At 42.4% G+C, this 18192-nt stretch carries 17 protein-coding genes and 1 tRNA gene; all 18 read left to right on the top strand.

Features of this window, described 5'->3' with window-relative positions; genetic code table 11:
• Nucleotides 1–41: 41 nt before the first annotated feature.
• The 18 genes from NSQ43_RS12955 (at nt 42) to yihA (ending at nt 18070) form a co-directional block, all read left to right on the top strand.
• Nucleotides 42–1220 (top strand): IS256 family transposase, encoded by a 1179-nt coding sequence (locus NSQ43_RS12955; RefSeq protein ID WP_339250818.1) that lies wholly within the window; start codon nt 42–44, stop codon nt 1218–1220.
• 229 nt (nt 1221–1449) lie between these two features.
• The gene (locus NSQ43_RS12950) at nt 1450–1590 is read left to right on the top strand and encodes a hypothetical protein (protein ID WP_339250819.1); all 141 of its coding nucleotides are present in this window, start codon (nt 1450–1452) and stop codon (nt 1588–1590) included.
• A 589-nt stretch (nt 1591–2179) separates the two neighbouring features.
• Nucleotides 2180–3358 (top strand): IS256 family transposase, encoded by a 1179-nt coding sequence (locus NSQ43_RS12945; protein ID WP_339250818.1) that lies wholly within the window; start codon nt 2180–2182, stop codon nt 3356–3358.
• Nucleotides 3359–3587: 229 nt separating this feature from the next.
• Nucleotides 3588–3878, top strand: coding sequence for a hypothetical protein (locus tag NSQ43_RS12940; RefSeq protein ID WP_339250817.1), 291 nt, complete (start codon nt 3588–3590; stop codon nt 3876–3878).
• Nucleotides 3879–3964: 86 nt separating this feature from the next.
• Entirely contained in the window at nt 3965–4408 is a 444-nt protein-coding gene (locus NSQ43_RS12935) for a thioesterase family protein (protein WP_339250815.1), read from the top strand.
• An 88-nt stretch (nt 4409–4496) separates the two neighbouring features.
• Nucleotides 4497–4709, top strand: coding sequence for a LuxR C-terminal-related transcriptional regulator (locus NSQ43_RS12930; RefSeq protein WP_060204861.1), 213 nt, complete (start codon nt 4497–4499; stop codon nt 4707–4709).
• 225 nt (nt 4710–4934) lie between these two features.
• Entirely contained in the window at nt 4935–5342 is a 408-nt protein-coding gene (locus NSQ43_RS12925) for a MarR family transcriptional regulator (RefSeq protein ID WP_339254907.1), read from the top strand.
• On the top strand, nt 5339–6145 hold the full coding sequence (racE, locus tag NSQ43_RS12920; RefSeq protein WP_339250814.1) for a glutamate racemase: 807 nt from the start codon (nt 5339–5341) through the stop codon (nt 6143–6145). The genes NSQ43_RS12925 and racE overlap by 4 nt, the downstream gene beginning before the upstream one ends.
• A gap of 94 nt (nt 6146–6239) precedes the next feature.
• Nucleotides 6240–6992, top strand: a complete 753-nt coding sequence (gene rph / locus NSQ43_RS12915; protein WP_339250812.1) for a ribonuclease PH — start codon at nt 6240–6242, stop codon at nt 6990–6992.
• Between the two features lie 4 nt (nt 6993–6996).
• The gene (locus tag NSQ43_RS12910; protein ID WP_339250810.1) at nt 6997–7608 is read left to right on the top strand and encodes an XTP/dITP diphosphatase; all 612 of its coding nucleotides are present in this window, start codon (nt 6997–6999) and stop codon (nt 7606–7608) included.
• Nucleotides 7609–7818: 210 nt separating this feature from the next.
• Nucleotides 7819–7892 (top strand) — tRNA-Arg (locus NSQ43_RS12905).
• 390 nt (nt 7893–8282) lie between these two features.
• Entirely contained in the window at nt 8283–9500 is a 1218-nt protein-coding gene (locus NSQ43_RS12900) for an MFS transporter (RefSeq protein ID WP_339250808.1), read from the top strand.
• A 39-nt stretch (nt 9501–9539) separates the two neighbouring features.
• Nucleotides 9540–10946, top strand: coding sequence for a M20 family metallopeptidase (locus NSQ43_RS12895; RefSeq protein ID WP_339254905.1), 1407 nt, complete (start codon nt 9540–9542; stop codon nt 10944–10946).
• A gap of 299 nt (nt 10947–11245) precedes the next feature.
• Nucleotides 11246–12232 carry a tetratricopeptide repeat protein gene (locus NSQ43_RS12890; protein WP_339250806.1) on the top strand — a complete coding sequence of 329 codons (987 nt, stop codon included), beginning with the start codon at nt 11246–11248 and terminating at the stop codon, nt 12230–12232.
• A 109-nt stretch (nt 12233–12341) separates the two neighbouring features.
• Nucleotides 12342–13628 carry a trigger factor gene (gene tig, locus NSQ43_RS12885; RefSeq protein ID WP_339250805.1) on the top strand — a complete coding sequence of 429 codons (1287 nt, stop codon included), beginning with the start codon at nt 12342–12344 and terminating at the stop codon, nt 13626–13628.
• Nucleotides 13629–13775: 147 nt separating this feature from the next.
• Nucleotides 13776–15044 carry an ATP-dependent protease ATP-binding subunit ClpX gene (gene clpX / locus NSQ43_RS12880; protein ID WP_339250803.1) on the top strand — a complete coding sequence of 423 codons (1269 nt, stop codon included), beginning with the start codon at nt 13776–13778 and terminating at the stop codon, nt 15042–15044.
• A gap of 120 nt (nt 15045–15164) precedes the next feature.
• Nucleotides 15165–17492, top strand: coding sequence for an endopeptidase La (gene lon / locus NSQ43_RS12875; RefSeq protein ID WP_339250802.1), 2328 nt, complete (start codon nt 15165–15167; stop codon nt 17490–17492).
• The gene (gene yihA, locus NSQ43_RS12870) at nt 17489–18070 is read left to right on the top strand and encodes a ribosome biogenesis GTP-binding protein YihA/YsxC (RefSeq protein WP_339250801.1); all 582 of its coding nucleotides are present in this window, start codon (nt 17489–17491) and stop codon (nt 18068–18070) included. The genes lon and yihA overlap by 4 nt, the downstream gene beginning before the upstream one ends.
• Nucleotides 18071–18192: the final 122 nt, after the last annotated feature.

Below are 18192 nucleotides of genomic sequence, written 5' to 3'. Positions count from 1 at the left end.
AAAATGTTTTCAACCACGATAAACATTTGGAGGAATGGAAAATGGCCCAACTTAATTTTAACCTAGATATGGATGTTTTAAAAGACTCTGTGATGAATTCAAACATTGATGCTGTCGTCAAATCCACAATCGTTTTAGTCCTGAACGAATACATGGAAATGGAACGGGATGAGTACTTGAACGCTGCGTCCTACGAGCGTTCTGCCGACCGTGTAGATTATCGAAACGGATATTATGAGCGTGATTTTACCATGAGTATCGGAAAGATTACTTTGAAGGTTCCCCGTACTCGCCAAGGTGATTTCGCTCCCTCAGTCTTTGAAAGATATGCGCGATGTGACCAAGCCCTTGTTCTATCCATGCTTGAAATGGTTGTGAATGGGGTGTCAACACGAAAAGTCACCAAGATTGTTGAACAGCTTTGCGGTAAGAGTGTGTCAAAATCATTCGTTTCCTCCCTTACAGCGAAACTGGATCCCATTGTCAATGAATGGGCAAATCGTCCTTTGAATACAAACTTTTATCCTTACTTATTTGTGGACGCAATGTACATTAAAGTTAGGGAGCACAACCGTGTAGTCTCTAAAGCCGTCTACATCGCTTTGGGAGTGGACAAGGAAGGTCGTCGGGAAATCTTAGGGTTGAAAGTAGATCATAACGAAAGTTATAAGAGTTGGTCCTCCTTTTTCCAACATCTTATTTCAAGAGGTCTACAATCACCAAAACTGGTTGTTTCCGATGCCCATGAAGGTCTTAAAAAAGCCATTCAAGAGGATTTTTTAGGAACCTCTTGGCAGCGATGCAATGTCCACTTCAAACGCAACATCGTAGAAGCTTTCCCTAAAAAGGACAACCAGGAAGCAATCAGTCTACTAAAAAGCATATTTGCCGCAGAAGATATGGACACCGTGCGAAGTCTGAAAGAGCTGTTCTTTGAAAAGTACGAAGAGAATCCCAAGTACCAAAAAGCATTAAAAATACTTGACGAGGGATTTGAAGACTCAATCCAATACATGAATTTTCCTATCGCCCATCGCAAGTCGATACGAAGCACTAATGGTGTAGAAAGGCTGAATGAAGAGATCCGCAGGCGTGAAAGAGTTATCCGGATCTTCCCGAATACCCAATCCGCTTTTAGGTTGATTGGCGCCGTACTCATCAGTTATGTCGAATCAAATAAATACTGGAATAAACGATTGTTTACAGCTAAAAAGTCGTAAGACTTGATGCATCGTGAAGCAACTTGACTTGGAGCCTCTGCGGGCATGAGTCCCAAGCCAGGAAACCCAGCCGTTAGGGCTGGCTTTTCCCGCCAAGGCTATCATGCCCGCCTCTCCAAGTAAAGTTGCGAGATAGAGTTTCGTAGGCATATCCAGTATTGCCTAACATATTTGTAACGTCTTATATTAACCTGAAAACATTAAAGGGAATTTACACAAGACTAAGGACTTGACTCAAAGAATCCGCTATGCGCTCAAGAAGTCCATCAAACGCTCAAGGAATCCGCTAAGCGCTCAAGAAGTCCATCAAACGCTCAAGATATCCGCTAAACGCTCAAGAAGTCCAACAAACGCTCAAGGAATCCGCTAAGCGCTCAAGAAGTCCATCAAGCGCTCAAGATATCCGCTAACCGCTCAAGATATCCGCTAACCGCTCAAGGAATCCGCTAAGCGCTCAAGAATTCCATCAAGCGCTCAAGAAACCCGCTAAGCGCTCAAGAAGTCCATCAAGCGCTCAAGAAGTCCATCAAACGCTCAAGGAATCGGCTAACCGCTCAAGAATTCCATCAAGCGCTCAAGAAACCCGCTAAGCGCTCAAGAATTCCATCAAGCGCTCAAGAAACCCATCAAACGCTCAAGGAATCCGCTAAGCGCTCAAGAAGTCCATCAAACGCTCAAGATATCCGCTAACCGCTCAAGAATTCCATCAAGCGCTCAAGAAACCCGCTAAGCGCTCAAGAAGTCCATCAAGCGCTCAAGAAGTCCATCAAACGCTCAAGGAATCGGCTAACCGCTCAAGAATTCCATCAAGCGCTCAAGAAACCCGCTAAGCGCTCAAGAATTCCATCAAGCGCTCAAGAAACGATTAAGTCCATATAATTGTGTAAATAGGAAAAGGCCTTTTCCATCCCTTGTGATAAAATGTTTTCAACCACGATAAACATTTGGAGGAATGGAAAATGGCCCAACTTAATTTTAACCTAGATATGGATGTTTTAAAAGACTCTGTGATGAATTCAAACATTGATGCTGTCGTCAAATCCACAATCGTTTTAGTCCTGAACGAATACATGGAAATGGAACGGGATGAGTACTTGAACGCTGCGTCCTACGAGCGTTCTGCCGACCGTGTAGATTATCGAAACGGATATTATGAGCGTGATTTTACCATGAGTATCGGAAAGATTACTTTGAAGGTTCCCCGTACTCGCCAAGGTGATTTCGCTCCCTCAGTCTTTGAAAGATATGCGCGATGTGACCAAGCCCTTGTTCTATCCATGCTTGAAATGGTTGTGAATGGGGTGTCAACACGAAAAGTCACCAAGATTGTTGAACAGCTTTGCGGTAAGAGTGTGTCAAAATCATTCGTTTCCTCCCTTACAGCGAAACTGGATCCCATTGTCAATGAATGGGCAAATCGTCCTTTGAATACAAACTTTTATCCTTACTTATTTGTGGACGCAATGTACATTAAAGTTAGGGAGCACAACCGTGTAGTCTCTAAAGCCGTCTACATCGCTTTGGGAGTGGACAAGGAAGGTCGTCGGGAAATCTTAGGGTTGAAAGTAGATCATAACGAAAGTTATAAGAGTTGGTCCTCCTTTTTCCAACATCTTATTTCAAGAGGTCTACAATCACCAAAACTGGTTGTTTCCGATGCCCATGAAGGTCTTAAAAAAGCCATTCAAGAGGATTTTTTAGGAACCTCTTGGCAGCGATGCAATGTCCACTTCAAACGCAACATCGTAGAAGCTTTCCCTAAAAAGGACAACCAGGAAGCAATCAGTCTACTAAAAAGCATATTTGCCGCAGAAGATATGGACACCGTGCGAAGTCTGAAAGAGCTGTTCTTTGAAAAGTACGAAGAGAATCCCAAGTACCAAAAAGCATTAAAAATACTTGACGAGGGATTTGAAGACTCAATCCAATACATGAATTTTCCTATCGCCCATCGCAAGTCGATACGAAGCACTAATGGTGTAGAAAGGCTGAATGAAGAGATCCGCAGGCGTGAAAGAGTTATCCGGATCTTCCCGAATACCCAATCCGCTTTTAGGTTGATTGGCGCCGTACTCATCAGTTATGTCGAATCAAATAAATACTGGAATAAACGATTGTTTACAGCTAAAAAGTCGTAAGACTTGATGCATCGTGAAGCAACTTGACTTGGAGCCTCTGCGGGCATGAGTCCCAAGCCAGGAAACCCAGCCGTTAGGGCTGGCTTTTCCCGCCAAGGCTATCATGCCCGCCTCTCCAAGTAAAGTTGCGAGATAGAGTTTCGTAGGCATATCCAGTATTGCCTAACATATTTGTAACGTCTTATATTAACCTGAAAACATTAAAGGGAATTTACACAAGACTAAGGACTTGACTCAAGAAACCCATCAAACGCTCAAGAAATCCGCTAAGCGCTCAAGAATTCCATCAAGCGCTCAAGAAATCCGTTTCGCGCTCAAGAATTCCATCAAGCGCTCAAGAAGTCCAACAAACGCTCAAGGAATCCGCAAAGCGCTCAAGAAGTTCGTTTCGAGCTCAAGAATTCCATCAAGCGCTCAAGAAAACCTCCAAGCGCTCAAGAAATCCTCCGTGCGCCCAAGAATGCCCCATGCGCTCACGAAATCCCTTATAAATCCCTATGCAAAAGTCACCTTCAACTAAATTTTGGAATAAGAGTGGATATTCACCGACTATTTGTTATAATTAAAGAATGAATGTTCATTCATTTAAAAGGGGGAGCAGTAAAGATGAGAATTTCATATATTGATGATATGGAGAAGTGGATCGAAGAATTTAGATTTTCAGTACCGGTGTCAGTACGATTTTCGGAAACGGATATGTATGGGCATTTAAATAATACAGTGACGTTTACATATTTTGAGTATGCCCGAATTGAATTTTTAAAAGAAATCGGGCGTATGGTGGATTGGCTTGATCCGCATGGGAAAACTATTCCCGTTGTCGCAGATTTACAATGCGATTACATGAAACAAGTCTTTTTTGATGAAAAATTGTCGATATTTGTTAAAGCAGCTTCAGTTGGTAATAGTTCAGTAGACATCCATTATATGGCAAGAAATAGTAGCGGCGAATTGGTTTTTACAGGAAGAGGAACGCTCGTACAAATTGACAGGAAAACTGGTAAATCGGTTCCTTGGGAAAGTGATCAAAAAACTGCATTTTCCTTATAGTTTTGTTACACAAGCCGGCACAGCCTAAACCATCTTCACATATTGTAAAGTGAACGTGGATAGGAGGGGGCGCGTCTTGACAGGAGAAATGAAAAACCGTTCGTTGCTTACAGCAAGGGAGCGAGAAATCTTTCATCTATTAGTAGATGATCATACGACGAAAGAAATCGCGGGACGGCTCGGCATTAGCGAAAAAACCGTCCGGAATCATATTTCTAATACAATTCAGAAATTAGGAGTATCCGGAAGGGCACAAGCGATTGTCGAATTGTTGCGATTAGGGGAGCTGAAACTGAATTAACCATTGTCTTGTTGTTTGATCTATGAACGACAAGTTGAAGGCTATTGTATGCGAAGAGGCTGAAACCCCTAAAAATTTGAGTAAATACTACCGAATCGCTTTAAAACAGTTGCGTTATATGTAGAAAAAGGTGACAATGAGTAGATAGTATTCGTTTTCAGGGAGCTGGTATACGTGGCAGAAAACAATGGAGTTAGTTTTGACGGTGCCAATAACATTGCCCGGATGGAAAAGGAACTTCGATATATATCAGGGATTATTAAACAACAAGGCCGTAAAATCTTAAGTAATTATACAATTACCACTCCTCAATTCATTGCGTTGCAATGGTTATTTGAGCATGGCGACATGACCATTGGTGACTTATCCAATAAGATGTATCTTGCGTTCAGTACGACGACAGACTTGGTCGATCGGATGGAGAACAATAACCTTGTCAAACGAGTTCGTGATGAACACGATCGACGTGTTGTGCGCATCCACTTATTGGTTGAAGGTGAGCGTGTCATTGAGGAAGTAATTGACAAACGTAGACAATACTTGAATAGCGTGTTAGAAGATTTTTCCGATGTAGAAATTAACGAGTTCTCCCGATTGTTAACCAAATTGCATAGAGAGATGATCAAGGAGTGAACATCTCGAATAATGCTCCAATCGGGGTTATCGATTCCGGTGTTGGCGGTTTAACCGTTGTAAAGGAAATGATGAGTTTTTTACCTGAGGAAAAAATAATTTATATTGGCGATGATGCGCGGTGTCCGTACGGGCCACGTTCAGTTGAAGAAGTGAAAAGATTCACAATGGAAATGGCTTTGGCGCTTTCTGAATTGGGGATTAAGATGCTCGTAGTTGCATGCAATACTGCCACTGCGGTAGCACTGGACGATTTGCGAAAACAGTTCCCTTTTCCGGTCTTAGGAGTTATTGAACCGGGAGCAAGGGCTGCTTCGCAAGTTTCGTCAACCCGTAGAATAGCTGTCTTAGGAACGGTTGGAACCATTAAAAGCAGGGCATACGAAAACGCAATCTCTGAAATCTCAGCAGAAACAGTAGTCTATCCCCTCGCTTGTCCAGAATTTGTTCCTCTCGTTGAAAGTGGTCAATATAAACAAATTGATATTCGCCCAATCATTAAAAAATCCTTGGAGCCAATAGCCCATTTGGATTTTGATACGGCGATTTTGGGATGCACGCATTATCCACTTCTGCATAATCATATTCAAGAGCAATTACCAAGCGGAGTAACAATCGTTTCTTCGGCTAATGAAACAGTTCGTGATGTGCAAAGGACTCTGAATGAGCTTGGTATTGCAACTAACCTTGTTGAACATAAAACTCCAATCTTCTATACTACAGGAGGATTGGAAGAATTTATTGAAATTACTTCTGATTGGCTTGAAATTGAAAATCCCGATGTAAGACATTTAATACTTTAAAACCCGGAAGCCGTTAATGGCGACCGGGTTTTTGCTTTGGCTAAAAAGTCTGTGATAAGATGGATGCTGAATTCAACTAGTGGAGGTATCCGATATGAGACATGATGGAAGAACTGCAGATATGGGAAGGCCGGTAACGATTGAAACGGATTATTTGATTCATCCGGAAGGTTCGGTATTGATTTCAGTCGGGAATACAAAGGTAATTTGTACGGCAACCATAGAGGAAAGGGTCCCACCATTTCTCAGAGGAAGTGGACAAGGGTGGGTGACGGCAGAATATTCCATGCTTCCAAGGGCAACCGGTCAAAGGACTCAAAGGGAATCCTCAAGAGGTAAAGTGGGCGGAAGGACAATGGAAATCCAGCGTCTAATTGGACGCGCAATGCGTGCTGTTGTCGATTTGGAAGCGCTTGGTGAGCGAACGATATGGATTGACTGCGACGTTATCCAGGCGGATGGTGGTACGCGTACAGCTTCTATAACGGGTGCTTTTGTTGCCATGTCTATAGCTGCTTCGAAATTAGTATCGGAGAAAGAATTGAAAAAGTTCCCGATTCGTGACTATTTGGCAGCAATCAGTGTTGGGAAAACAGAAGAAGGAGTACTTATTCTGGATTTAGACTATCCGGAAGATTCTGCAGCAGCCGTCGATATGAATGTTGTCATGACAGGTGCAGGTGAATTTGTGGAATTACAAGGTACGGGTGAGGAAGCGACATTTACAAGACAGGAAATGAATGATCTCATTGAACTGGCAGAGTCCGGCATTCAACGACTTATCGGTATTCAAAAAGAAGTCTTAGCTGATATAGGAACAGAAATCGGTCGAGAGGAAGGAGAATAATCCCATGAAAAAGATCTTGATCGCGACAAACAACAAAGGGAAGGCGAAGGATTTTGAGGCACTATTCAATCCTTATCATATCGAAGTCCTTACTTTAAATGATTTAGAGCAGGACATTGACGTGGAGGAGACTGGGGTTACTTTTGAAGAAAATGCAATTCTGAAAGCTGAGACTGTTGCAAAGCTTTTAGGCATCACAGTCATTGCGGATGACAGTGGTCTCGAAATCGATAAGCTGAACGGCGCCCCAGGTGTCTATTCTGCCCGTTATGCGGGAGAAGAGAAGAGTGATGAGGCGAATATCGACAAAGTGCTCTCAGAGCTTCTTGGAGTGCCTGAAGAGGAACGTACCGCACGCTTCAGATGTGTTCTTGCGGTTGCTGGTCCTGAGCGTGAGACGATTACATTTTCTGGCAGCTGTGAAGGCGTTATTTTGGAGGAGAGACGAGGAACTAACGGTTTCGGTTATGATCCGATCTTTTTCAATCCGGAAATGGATCGGTCGATGGCGGAACTTTCTCCGGAAGAAAAAGGACGCATATCACATCGTGGTGCAGCGTTGAGACAATTAGAGGAACATTTACCCCGGATGCTGGACTCAGTTGGTGGATTGTAATTTTTATGAGCACTTCGCATGGCAATAAGGAAACGGTGGCTGCCGTTTCCGCATAGCCTGCGCATCCTATACCCATTATGGGAGGGATATATGGCTTTTTAAATTGTTGATTCGATTGAATTAAAAAACATTAAAAATTAGCGTTGACTTTTCTTGCGGCCGTGCCTATAATAAGATTTGTCGTTGGCAATCGTTGGTTGTTAACAGCATGTCTCAGTAGCTCAGCAGGATAGAGCAACAGCCTTCTAAGCTGTGGGTCGGGGGTTCGAATCCCTCCTGGGACGTATTAAACGCCTGTAACCTTGAAAAATAGGTTTCAGGCGTTTATTAATTGAGAAGGAGTTCAAATTTGGGATTTATGCGTGATTTATGTGGTTTATGAACATTTGAAGTTATTTATGCGTGTTTCATGCTGTTTATGCGTGATTCGGGGATTTTAGGGGATTTGAGCAATTAATCTTGTGCGTTAGATGTTTGTAACTGACCAAAGAGGGTATCAGTTATTGCTATAACCAAGATGACTGTAAAAGTGCCTTATCTTAATCGGATAAGGCATACTTTTTGAATTGGACAGTTTACATAGGTGCTTCTGTTTTGGACAACTTATACAGGGCATAGAGCTTTTCGGAAATGAAAATAATAAAGTATTACATGGCTTGAAATAGGAGGATCTTATGGTTTCTAAGAAACAAAGAAATATGATTTTGTTATTGCTTTTCATTGGATGGGCGATTGGGAACTTCGATCGCTATTTTATTAACTACGCTGTGCTGTCTATAACAGAGGATTTACAATTAAATCCCACCAGTACGGGATTGATTCTTAGTAGTTTTTTTGCTGGGTACGCAATCATGCAAATTCCCGGCGGCTGGCTGGCCGATAGATTAGGATCAAGAAGGGTGCTTATCGTTTCCGTTCTAATGTGGTCGATCTTTACAGCTTTAACCGGAGCAGTGTGGTCTTTGACTTCGATGATCATTATTCGTTTCTTTTTCGGTATTGGGGAAGGTGGATTTCAGCCTTCAAGTTCGAAATTGATTTCACAAACGTTTCCAATGGATAAAAGAGCCTGGGCAATGTCGGTCATGTTATCGTCCGGAGGTATTGTGGCGCTGATCGTACCACTTCTATCTGCCTATATGCTGACAACGATAGGTTGGCGTACATCGTTCTTGATCCTTGGTGGAATTGGAATTATCATCACGGTCCTGTTCTGGATCTTCGTTAAACTGCCTGCTGATCTTAAAGAAGAGGTAATGAAACCTTCAGGGGATTCCCAACAAGGAATTTTTAAACAAGTATTAAAAACTCCGCTCATGTTGAATCTGTTTATCGCCTATTACAGTATTTATGCCATTAACTGGGGCTTGGCAACATGGTTGCCGACATATCTTGTGAATGTGAGAGGACTTGACTTGATTTCACTTGGATGGGCGCAAACAGTTCCAGGTTTAGCGATGATTTTTGCGATGTATTTAGCTGGGTATGTCATCGACAGACTTCCGCTTGGTAAAGAAAAAGTGGTTGGCGCAATTTCTTGTGTTGTTGTTGGTATCCTCCTTTATCTCATGTTCAATGCACCAAGTGTGACAATGTTCGTTGCATACCAGACGATTGTAATTATTTTTATTTCCTTTGTTATGCTTTTGTTACCGGCAATTATTTTGAAAAGACTTCCATCCGCTGTGACGGGGACAAGCATGGGTATTGCAAATACAGGAGGTCAGCTTGCCGGTTTTATAACCCCGCTTGCGATCGGATTTATTGTACAGACGTTTAACGGTTCATATAATGCGGCTTTTTGGATGCTTATCATTTTCGCTATCATCTGTACGATTTCACTTTTGACGTTGAATTTCCGGAAGGGCGAGCTACTGCAAGCTAACGCGTAGGCTTTAACGGTAATTCATATAGATAAGGAGAGATGAATGATGGAATTCAGGAAATCGATTTCAAGTTTGATTGAACAAAAAAAGGATAAATTCATTGCGTTAAGCGATAAAATATGGGAAGTACCTGAATTGTATTTCGAAGAACATCAATCATCCGCCTACTTAATTGGGGCGTTAGAGGAAGAAGGGTTCCATGTCGAGCGGGGAGTCGCGGGACTTAGCACAGCTTTTATCGGGAGTTTCGGGTCAGGGAATCCTATCGTCGCGATTTTAGGCGAATTCGATGCTTTGCCGGGGCTTAGTCAGAAAAAAGGGCTTTCCCATCATGATCCAGTTGTCGAGGACGGCAACGGGCATGGATGTGGCCATAATCTTTTAGGGACTGGAGCGTTTGCGGCGGCGGTCGCCGTTAAAGAATATATGGAACAGAACGGTTTGCAAGGGACGGTTCGTTATTATGGCTGCCCTGCAGAGGAAAATGGATCCGGTAAAGCATTCATGTCGCGGGCGGGTCTGTTTGACGATGTAGATGTAGCATTCTCTTGGCACCCTTGGGATGTACCAGGACTCATGAATGTGAAAACGCTTGCCAATTATTCTGCACGCTTCAAGTTCAAAGGAAAGAGCGCTCATGCTGCAGCCACTCCTCATTTAGGTAGAAGTGCACTCGATGCAGTAGAGTTAATGAATGTCGGTGTCAATTACTTACGGGAGCATATGGTGCCAGACGCACGAATCCATTATGCGGTTACGGATACAGGCGGCACTTCGCCGAACGTGGTGCAGGCGAATGCCGAAGTCGTCTATTTGATACGGGCAGTTGAAAAGGATGAAGTGGAATCACTTTATGAAAGGGTTCATGACATTGCTCGTGGAGCTGCATTAATGACGGGGACGACATTTGACGTCGAATTTGTGGGAACTGCTTCCAATCTGATTCCTAATACTGTCCTTGCTGATGTGATGTATGAAAACCTTGTGAATGTCGGGGTTCCATCCTATGATGAAGCGGACGTCGCATTTGCGAAAGAAATCCGACGCACATTGACTGAGGATGATCTCAATAATGCATATGCTGGACGAGACCGGGAAACCGTGAAAAGGCTGAAGGAAAGAGTGATTGCTGATTTCATACCACCCCATTCCACTACCGAAGCGATTCTTTCAGGCTCAACGGACGTCGGGGATGTCAGCTGGGTCGTGCCAACGATGCAGTGCCTCACAAGCTGTTTTGCTTTAGGCACACCGCTCCATACATGGCAAGTCGTGTCGCAAGGAGCAACGCCGATTGCGCATAAGGGAATGTTGCAGGCGGCGAAAGTAATCGCCTCCACTGCACTGCAAGTGATGGAAAACCCGTCGATCATCGAACAGGCGAAAGCCGAGTTGGCGGAACGTCTCAACGGCAAATCTTATTATTCTTTAATTCCTGATTCAGTAAAATAATTTTTGGTCAAAAGCATTGTGAGGATATACTCGCGATGCTTTTTTGTCTTACCCGTATCAATCGCTCAGTCAGATCACAAACAAAGAGTTATCGGTCAAATTTAAAAAGTTATCGTTTTTTCATTACTTTTGACCTATCGGGATGGCCCTGGTTTCCTTTTATTCTTTATACAGTTTATATCTCTGTCATAAGGGAAATCTTATGGGAGAGAATTTTAGTACTTGGAAGTTTTCATATTTCATTTCCAGTTAGAAAAAGCAATATGCTATATTGAAGGGAGCGAAAGAAGGTGAGACCCGTGAAAAACAAAAACAAATATAGAAGGCTATTGAAAAAGGATAACGTCGTCATGTTCCCTGGTGCCCTCGAATCACTAATCGAAAGAGGATTGGATGCCGTCGAAGACGCCCATTACGCAGAAGCAGTCGAAGCGTTTGAACAAGTATATCATTTCGACCCTGAAAATCCGCGACTGCTTGCACCGTACGCAATATCCTTGTATGAGACTCAGAATTTCGATAAAGCTAAAATCGTTGCAACCGAATTACTTCATAGTGGAACAACAGAATATCTTTACGCTATGGAATTGTACTTAGCGATCAGCATCCAACTCCAGCATTATGAAGAAGTCGATATGACAATCGAAGCACTTTTAGATGAAGAAATCGTCCCGCCCGAAATGGTGAAAAAGTTCAATTATTTACGAGACCTGAATAGAAGACTATCCCATAGGTACGCACCTGAACATGACGATTCCGAAGACTTCAACGAACAACTCACGATAGAACAATTCATGGCTCTTTCAGTGGATGAACAACAGCAATTGCTTGTTGCGTTTGAAAATGGTTCTTTCGATCATACAATAAAGAAAGTGCTTGCTGAGGTTGTTCAGAAGGATGAAATACATCCAATCGTTATTACGTATGCCCTTGTCCTGCTTCTTGAATCCGGATATGACGAAGAAGTATCCGTCAGTAAATTTGGGGGCACAAAAAAAGTCATTCCTTGTGAACTCGATCTCCCTGGACAAGATGATCGTTCTATTGAAGTGGTTAATCGCATAAGTGAAATAGCGGAGAAGGATCCGTCAAGGATGCAAATGGCGATCGACGCAAGTCAGCGCTATGGAATAATCGCGTATCCTTTCAACTGGGATGGATATTCTACAGAAGAAGTTGCAATCGCTTATACACAATACATAGAAAGTATGTTTTCAGGGGAGCCTATGCAAAATGCAGAATTGAATTCATTGATAAAAAAAATCGATGAGCAGACAGATAGATAACGCATTAAATCTGTTGAAAGATAGAAAGACTATGATATACTGTAAGGGTTGAAAATGGCGTATTCAATAACGAAAATATATTGGTCATAATGATTCGGAGGTTTTTTAAATGTCAGTTAAATGGGAAAAAGAAGAAGGAAATAAAGGTACATTAACAGTTGAGGTCCCTGCTGAAACAGTGGACGCTGCAATTGATGAAGCTTTCAAGAAAGTTGTAAAAACAGTTCAAGCACCAGGATTCCGTAAGGGGAAAATGCCACGTAAAATGTTCGAAAGAATGTATGGCGTGGAAGCACTTTACAATGATGCGCTTGACATCATCCTTCCTGAAGCATATTCTAACGCACTTGACGAGTCAGGCGTTGAGCCGATTGCACAACCGGAAATCGAAATCGATGAAATGGAAAAAGGCAAAACGCTTATCTTCAAAGCACATGTTACATTGAAGCCAGAAGTTAAACTTGGCGAATATAAAGGCCTTGAAGTGAATCGTCAAGAAACAGAAGTGACTGACGAAGAAATCGAAGAACAACTAAAAGATCGTCAACAAACATTCGCTGAAATGGTTGTAAAAGAAGACGGTGCTGTAGAAAACGGCGACACAGTAAACCTTGACTTTGAAGGATTTGTTGATGGCGAAGCTTTCGAAGGCGGTAAAGCGGAAGGATATGACCTCGAAATCGGTTCAGGTTCATTCATCCCAGGATTCGAAGAGCAACTTGTTGGTTTGAAAGTTGGCGAAGAAAAAGACGTAGAGGTTTCTTTCCCGGAAGAATACCACGCTGCTGAATTAGCTGGAAAACCTGCTGTATTCAAAGTGAAAATTCACGAAATCAAATCAAAAGAAATTCCTGCACTTGACGATGAGCTTGCAAAAGAAATCGACGAGGAAGTTGAAAGCCTTGAAGCACTTCGTACAAAATTGAAAGAGCAAACTGCTGATGAGAAGAAACGTGCTTCTGAAACAGCATTGCGTGACGATCTTGTAGAAGCTGCTGCAAGAAACGCTGAAATCGATATTCCAGAAGTAATGATCGATTCTGAAGTGGACCGCATGGTAGACGAGTTTGGTCAACGCCTTCAAATGCAAGGCATGAACCTTGACCTTTACTTCCAATTCTCAGGCCAAGACGAAGCTGCTCTTCGTAGCCAAATGAGAGACGACGCTTTAAACCGTGTTCGTGTTTCATTGACACTTGAAGCAATTGGTAAAGCTGAGAACCTTGAAGTGACTGAAGAGGAAATCAATGCCGAGCTTGAAAAAATGGCTGAACAGTTTAAAATGGAAGTTGATCAAATCAAACAAACTTTAGGTGGTACTAGAGTTCTTGAGAATGATTTGAGATTCAATAAAGCAGTTGAATTCTTAGTAGAAAACGCTAAAATCACTGAATAATTGTAGATGAATAATACAAGGTGCGGTTTTCCGTACCTTGTTTTTCATAACTAAAACTATCCCTATTGGCAAATGATGAGCAGTTCGAATTAGTTGCTAATAACGGAGGAATCTTGTAAGATTGTCACTTGAATAGGGGTGAGCTTGATGTTCAAATTTAATGATGAAAAAGATAATCTGAGCTGTTCTTTTTGTGGTAAAACCCAAGACCAAGTTAGAAAATTAGTTGCAGGTCAGGGTGTCTATATTTGTGATGAATGTGTTGAACTTTGCGCGGAAATCGTTGAGGAGGAAGTTGGCCTCGATGAACATTTCGAGCTGAAAGACGTTCCGAAACCACGTGAAATCCAAGGCATTTTAGATGAATATATTATTGGCCAGGATCGTGCTAAAAAATCATTGGCCGTTGCTGTATACAATCACTACAAACGTATCAACACAAATAGCAAGGTCGATGACGTTGAGATCGCCAAATCGAATATTGTTTTGATCGGACCAACTGGTAGTGGTAAAACATTATTAGCGCAAACGTTGGCACGTATTTTGGATGTACCTTTTGCAATCGCTGATGCTACTTCACTAACTGAAGCGGGGTATGTCGGCGAGGATGTTGAGAATATTCTTTTGAAGTTAATCCAAGCTGCAGATTTTGATATCGAGCGTGCTGAAAAAGGAATCATTTATATCGACGAAATCGATAAAGTCGCACGTAAATCAGAAAATGCATCCATTACACGAGATGTTTCCGGTGAAGGGGTTCAGCAGGCATTGCTGAAAATTCTTGAAGGGACGGTTGCGAGTGTTCCACCTCAAGGCGGACGTAAGCATCCACATCAGGAATTTCTTCAAATCGACACAACAAACATTTTATTCATCGTTGGTGGAGCATTCGATGGAATGGAAGAAATCATTAAGCGTCGTACTGGGCAGAAAGTGATTGGATTTGGCACGAACACTGATGAGGCTGCTGCAGAGGAAACTTCATTGCTTTCGAAGCTGATTCCGGAAGATTTACAGCGTTTTGGCTTAATTCCGGAATTCATCGGTCGTTTGCCTGTCATTGCAACGCTTGAACAGTTAGACGAACAAATGCTATACCAAATCCTTACAGTGCCTAAAAATGCCATTGTGAAGCAATACCAAAAAATGGTTGAGCTTGACGGAGTTGAACTGAAGTTCGAAGACGATGCACTTCTTGAAATTGCAAAAGAAGCAATAGTCCGGAAAACTGGTGCTCGTGGTCTGCGTTCAATAATTGAAAACATTATGTTGGATATCATGTATGAACTTCCATCGCTTGATGAAGTTACAGAATGTATCATTACGAAAGAATCCGTCCTAAAGAAATCAAGCCCGATTCTTTATCGAGAAGATGGTACAATATTCGATCTCGATCAAGAGAAAAATACGGCATGATATTTGGAGGAATAAAGCTGACTCCGGCGATGCGATCTTTTCGCTCTTCGGTTGTCGGCTTTTTCCACCTTATATACCTGGCCAAATTGGATATACATATCTTATGGAGGTGACTTCCGCATGCCAAAGAAAAAGAAGCTACAAGTACCTTTATTGCCTTTGCGCGGGATGTTGGTTTACCCGACCATGGTATTACATATTGACGTCGGGAGAGAGCGCTCCGTATTTGCAGTGGAGCATGCAATTGCGAATGGTAATCTAATCATGCTTGCTTCACAAAAAGATACAAGCGTTGAAAGCCCAGACGCGGATGATTTATATAACGTTGGTTTACTAGCCCATGTTAAATCATTGACTGAACTGAATAATGGAACATACCGGTTATATATCGAAGGACTTGAACGAGCCAAATGGACAAATTATGAGGAAGCTGATTTATATCCAGTTGTTGATATAGAAAGGATTCCGGAAGACACGGAAGTTAATGATCCCGAAAGCATTGCTCTTATGCGTACATTGCTTCCGTATTTCAAGAATTTTGCTAATTACTCGGCAAAGGTGTCACAAGAAACGTTCGAATCTATAGCTTCCATCGAAGAACCTGGAAGGCTTGCGGATATGATTGCATCACATTTACCATTGAAGGTTTCAGCAAAGCAGGAAATTCTTGAAATCATCGATGTGAAGGAACGACTTGAATTCCTGATCAACAAGCTACATAACGAGCAGGAAATCCTTGAATTGGAACGGAAAATCAATTCACGTGTAAAAGAAGCGATGGAACGTACACAAAAAGAGTTTTATCTACGTGAACAGATGAAAGCTATTCAAAAGGAACTTGGGGACAAAGACGGCAAGAGTATCGAGGTTGTCGAGTTAACTGAGAAAATCGAAAAAGCTGGAATGCCGGATCACGTTAGAGAAGCGGCTTTCAGGGAGCTTGATCGTTACGAGAAAATCCATTCAGCATCAGCTGAAAGTGGAGTTATACGAAATTACATTGATTGGTTGATCGCCTTACCTTGGTCTCAAGCATCAGATGATCAATTGGATATAAAACGTTCGGAAAAAATCTTAAATCGTGACCATGAAGGGTTGGAATCCGTAAAGGAACGTATTTTGGAGTATTTAGCCGTCCGTCAGATGACCAATTCATTACGTGGCCCTATCCTTTGTCTTGACGGTCCTCCCGGAGTAGGAAAGACATCTCTTGCCCGTTCAATTGCGGAATCATTAGGGCGGAATTTTGTCAGAATTTCACTCGGTGGTGTAAGAGATGAATCTGAAATCAGAGGGCATCGTCGCACATATGTCGGCGCAATGCCAGGTCGAATCATACAAGGTATGAAAAAAGCGGGTACGATAAATCCAGTATTTCTACTTGATGAAATTGATAAAATGTCAAACGACTTCAGAGGGGACCCTTCCGCTGCGATGCTTGAAGTTTTGGATCCTGAGCAGAACTCAACTTTCAGCGACCACTATATTGAAGAACCGTATGATCTATCAAATGTCCTGTTCATCGCTACATCGAATGATTTAAGCTCGATACCAGGCCCCTTAAGAGATCGGATGGAAGTTATTTCAATTCCAGGCTATACAGAAATTGAAAAACAGGCAATTGCTAAAAACCATCTGATTCCCAAACAGTTGAAAGAACACGGCCTGACAAAGTCCCAAGTGCGCTTCAATGACGAAGCAATCATGAACATTGTTCGTTATTATACAAGGGAAGCCGGCGTCCGTGGACTGGAGCGTGAAATCGCAAGGATTTGCAGAAGGGCCGCGAAGCAAATTGTTACGGGTGAAAAGAAAAGTGTTACCGTTAGTGTGAAGACCCTTGAAACACTTTTAGGCAAGAAGAAGCATAGTTACGGTCAGGCTGAAAAGAAAAATCAAATCGGCGTAGCGACTGGTCTTGCTTATACGACGGTTGGTGGGGATACTTTACAAATAGAGGTATCACTATCACCAGGTAAAGGAAAATTGATACTGACAGGAAAATTAGGGGATGTCATGAAAGAATCCGCTCAAACTGCACTTTCTTATGTTAGATCTAAAGCGGAAGAGTTCAACATCGACCCTGAATTTCATGAAAAAAGCGACATTCACATCCATGTACCGGAAGGGGCAGTTCCGAAAGACGGCCCTTCCGCAGGTGTGACGATTGCAACGGCTTTAGTTTCGTCGCTGACAAAGCGGCCAATCCGTCGAGAAGTTGGAATGACTGGTGAAATCACACTTCGAGGCAGGGTGTTGCCAATTGGTGGAGTGAAGGAGAAATCGTTGAGTGCTCATCGAGCAGGATTGACAACGATTATTTTGCCAGAAGCGAATGAACGTGATATTGAAGATATACCTGAAAGTGTACGTAGTGAGCTGACATTCAAGCTTGTTTCGGATGCTGAAGAAGTATTAGCGATTGCATTAGAGGAGGCATCCGAATGAAAGTTAACCAAGTTGAAATGATAATGAGTGCAGTAAAGCCTGAACAATATCCAGATGACGGATTCCCGGAGTTTGCCCTCGCGGGACGCTCCAATGTTGGAAAGTCGTCATTTATCAATAAAATGATCGGTCGAAAAAGTTTAGCGAGGACTTCCTCAAAACCCGGGAAGACTCAGACGTTGAATTTTTATAAAATCGAGGAAAAGTTATTCTTCGTAGACGTACCAGGTTATGGATATGCGAAGGTATCTAAATCCGAACGTGAAGCATGGGGTGGTATGATTGAGCGATATTTGACAGGCAGGGAACAGTTGCGTGCCGTAGTACAAATCGTGGATCTGCGTCATCCGCCAAGTAAAGATGATTGCAATATGTATGATTTCCTTGGTTATTATAATATCCCGGCAATTATTATCGCGACGAAAGCGGATAAAATACCCAAGGGAAAATGGGAGAAGCATAAGAAAATTATCCGAGATGAATTGTATTTGCGTGCTGGTGATCCATTGATCGTTTTTTCATCCGAAAAAGGGATCGGAATGGAAGAAGCTTGGCGTGAAATCGAAAAAAGAATGTAACGAAAATCCGGATGACGTATCATCCGGATTTTTTACCTATAGAGTCCTTCGTAAACCGTAGATTCTTCAATGTTTAGTCACATAATAAACCGATTAAAATAAAGGAATATGTTATAATCAGA

Origin of the sequence: Sporosarcina sp. FSL W8-0480, assembly GCF_037963765.1 — a bacterium.
Lineage (GTDB): Bacteria > Bacillota > Bacilli > Bacillales_A > Planococcaceae > Sporosarcina.
This window is presented reverse-complemented; position numbering and strand designations above follow the sequence as displayed.

Coding starts and splice junctions, on each gene's coding strand:
- NSQ43_RS12955 (WP_339250818.1), top strand. CDS start 42: ATGGCCCAACTTAATTTTAACCTAGATATGGATGTTTTAAAAGACTCT.
- NSQ43_RS12945 (WP_339250818.1), top strand. CDS start 2,180: ATGGCCCAACTTAATTTTAACCTAGATATGGATGTTTTAAAAGACTCT.
- NSQ43_RS12935 (WP_339250815.1), top strand. CDS start 3,965: ATGAGAATTTCATATATTGATGATATGGAGAAGTGGATCGAAGAATTT.
- NSQ43_RS12930 (WP_060204861.1), top strand. CDS start 4,497: ATGAAAAACCGTTCGTTGCTTACAGCAAGGGAGCGAGAAATCTTTCAT.
- NSQ43_RS12925 (WP_339254907.1), top strand. CDS start 4,935: ATGGAAAAGGAACTTCGATATATATCAGGGATTATTAAACAACAAGGC.
- rph (WP_339250812.1), top strand. CDS start 6,240: ATGAGACATGATGGAAGAACTGCAGATATGGGAAGGCCGGTAACGATT.
- NSQ43_RS12910 (WP_339250810.1), top strand. CDS start 6,997: ATGAAAAAGATCTTGATCGCGACAAACAACAAAGGGAAGGCGAAGGAT.
- NSQ43_RS12900 (WP_339250808.1), top strand. CDS start 8,283: ATGGTTTCTAAGAAACAAAGAAATATGATTTTGTTATTGCTTTTCATT.
- NSQ43_RS12895 (WP_339254905.1), top strand. CDS start 9,540: ATGGAATTCAGGAAATCGATTTCAAGTTTGATTGAACAAAAAAAGGAT.
- tig (WP_339250805.1), top strand. CDS start 12,342: ATGTCAGTTAAATGGGAAAAAGAAGAAGGAAATAAAGGTACATTAACA.
- clpX (WP_339250803.1), top strand. CDS start 13,776: ATGTTCAAATTTAATGATGAAAAAGATAATCTGAGCTGTTCTTTTTGT.
- lon (WP_339250802.1), top strand. CDS start 15,165: ATGCCAAAGAAAAAGAAGCTACAAGTACCTTTATTGCCTTTGCGCGGG.
- yihA (WP_339250801.1), top strand. CDS start 17,489: ATGAAAGTTAACCAAGTTGAAATGATAATGAGTGCAGTAAAGCCTGAA.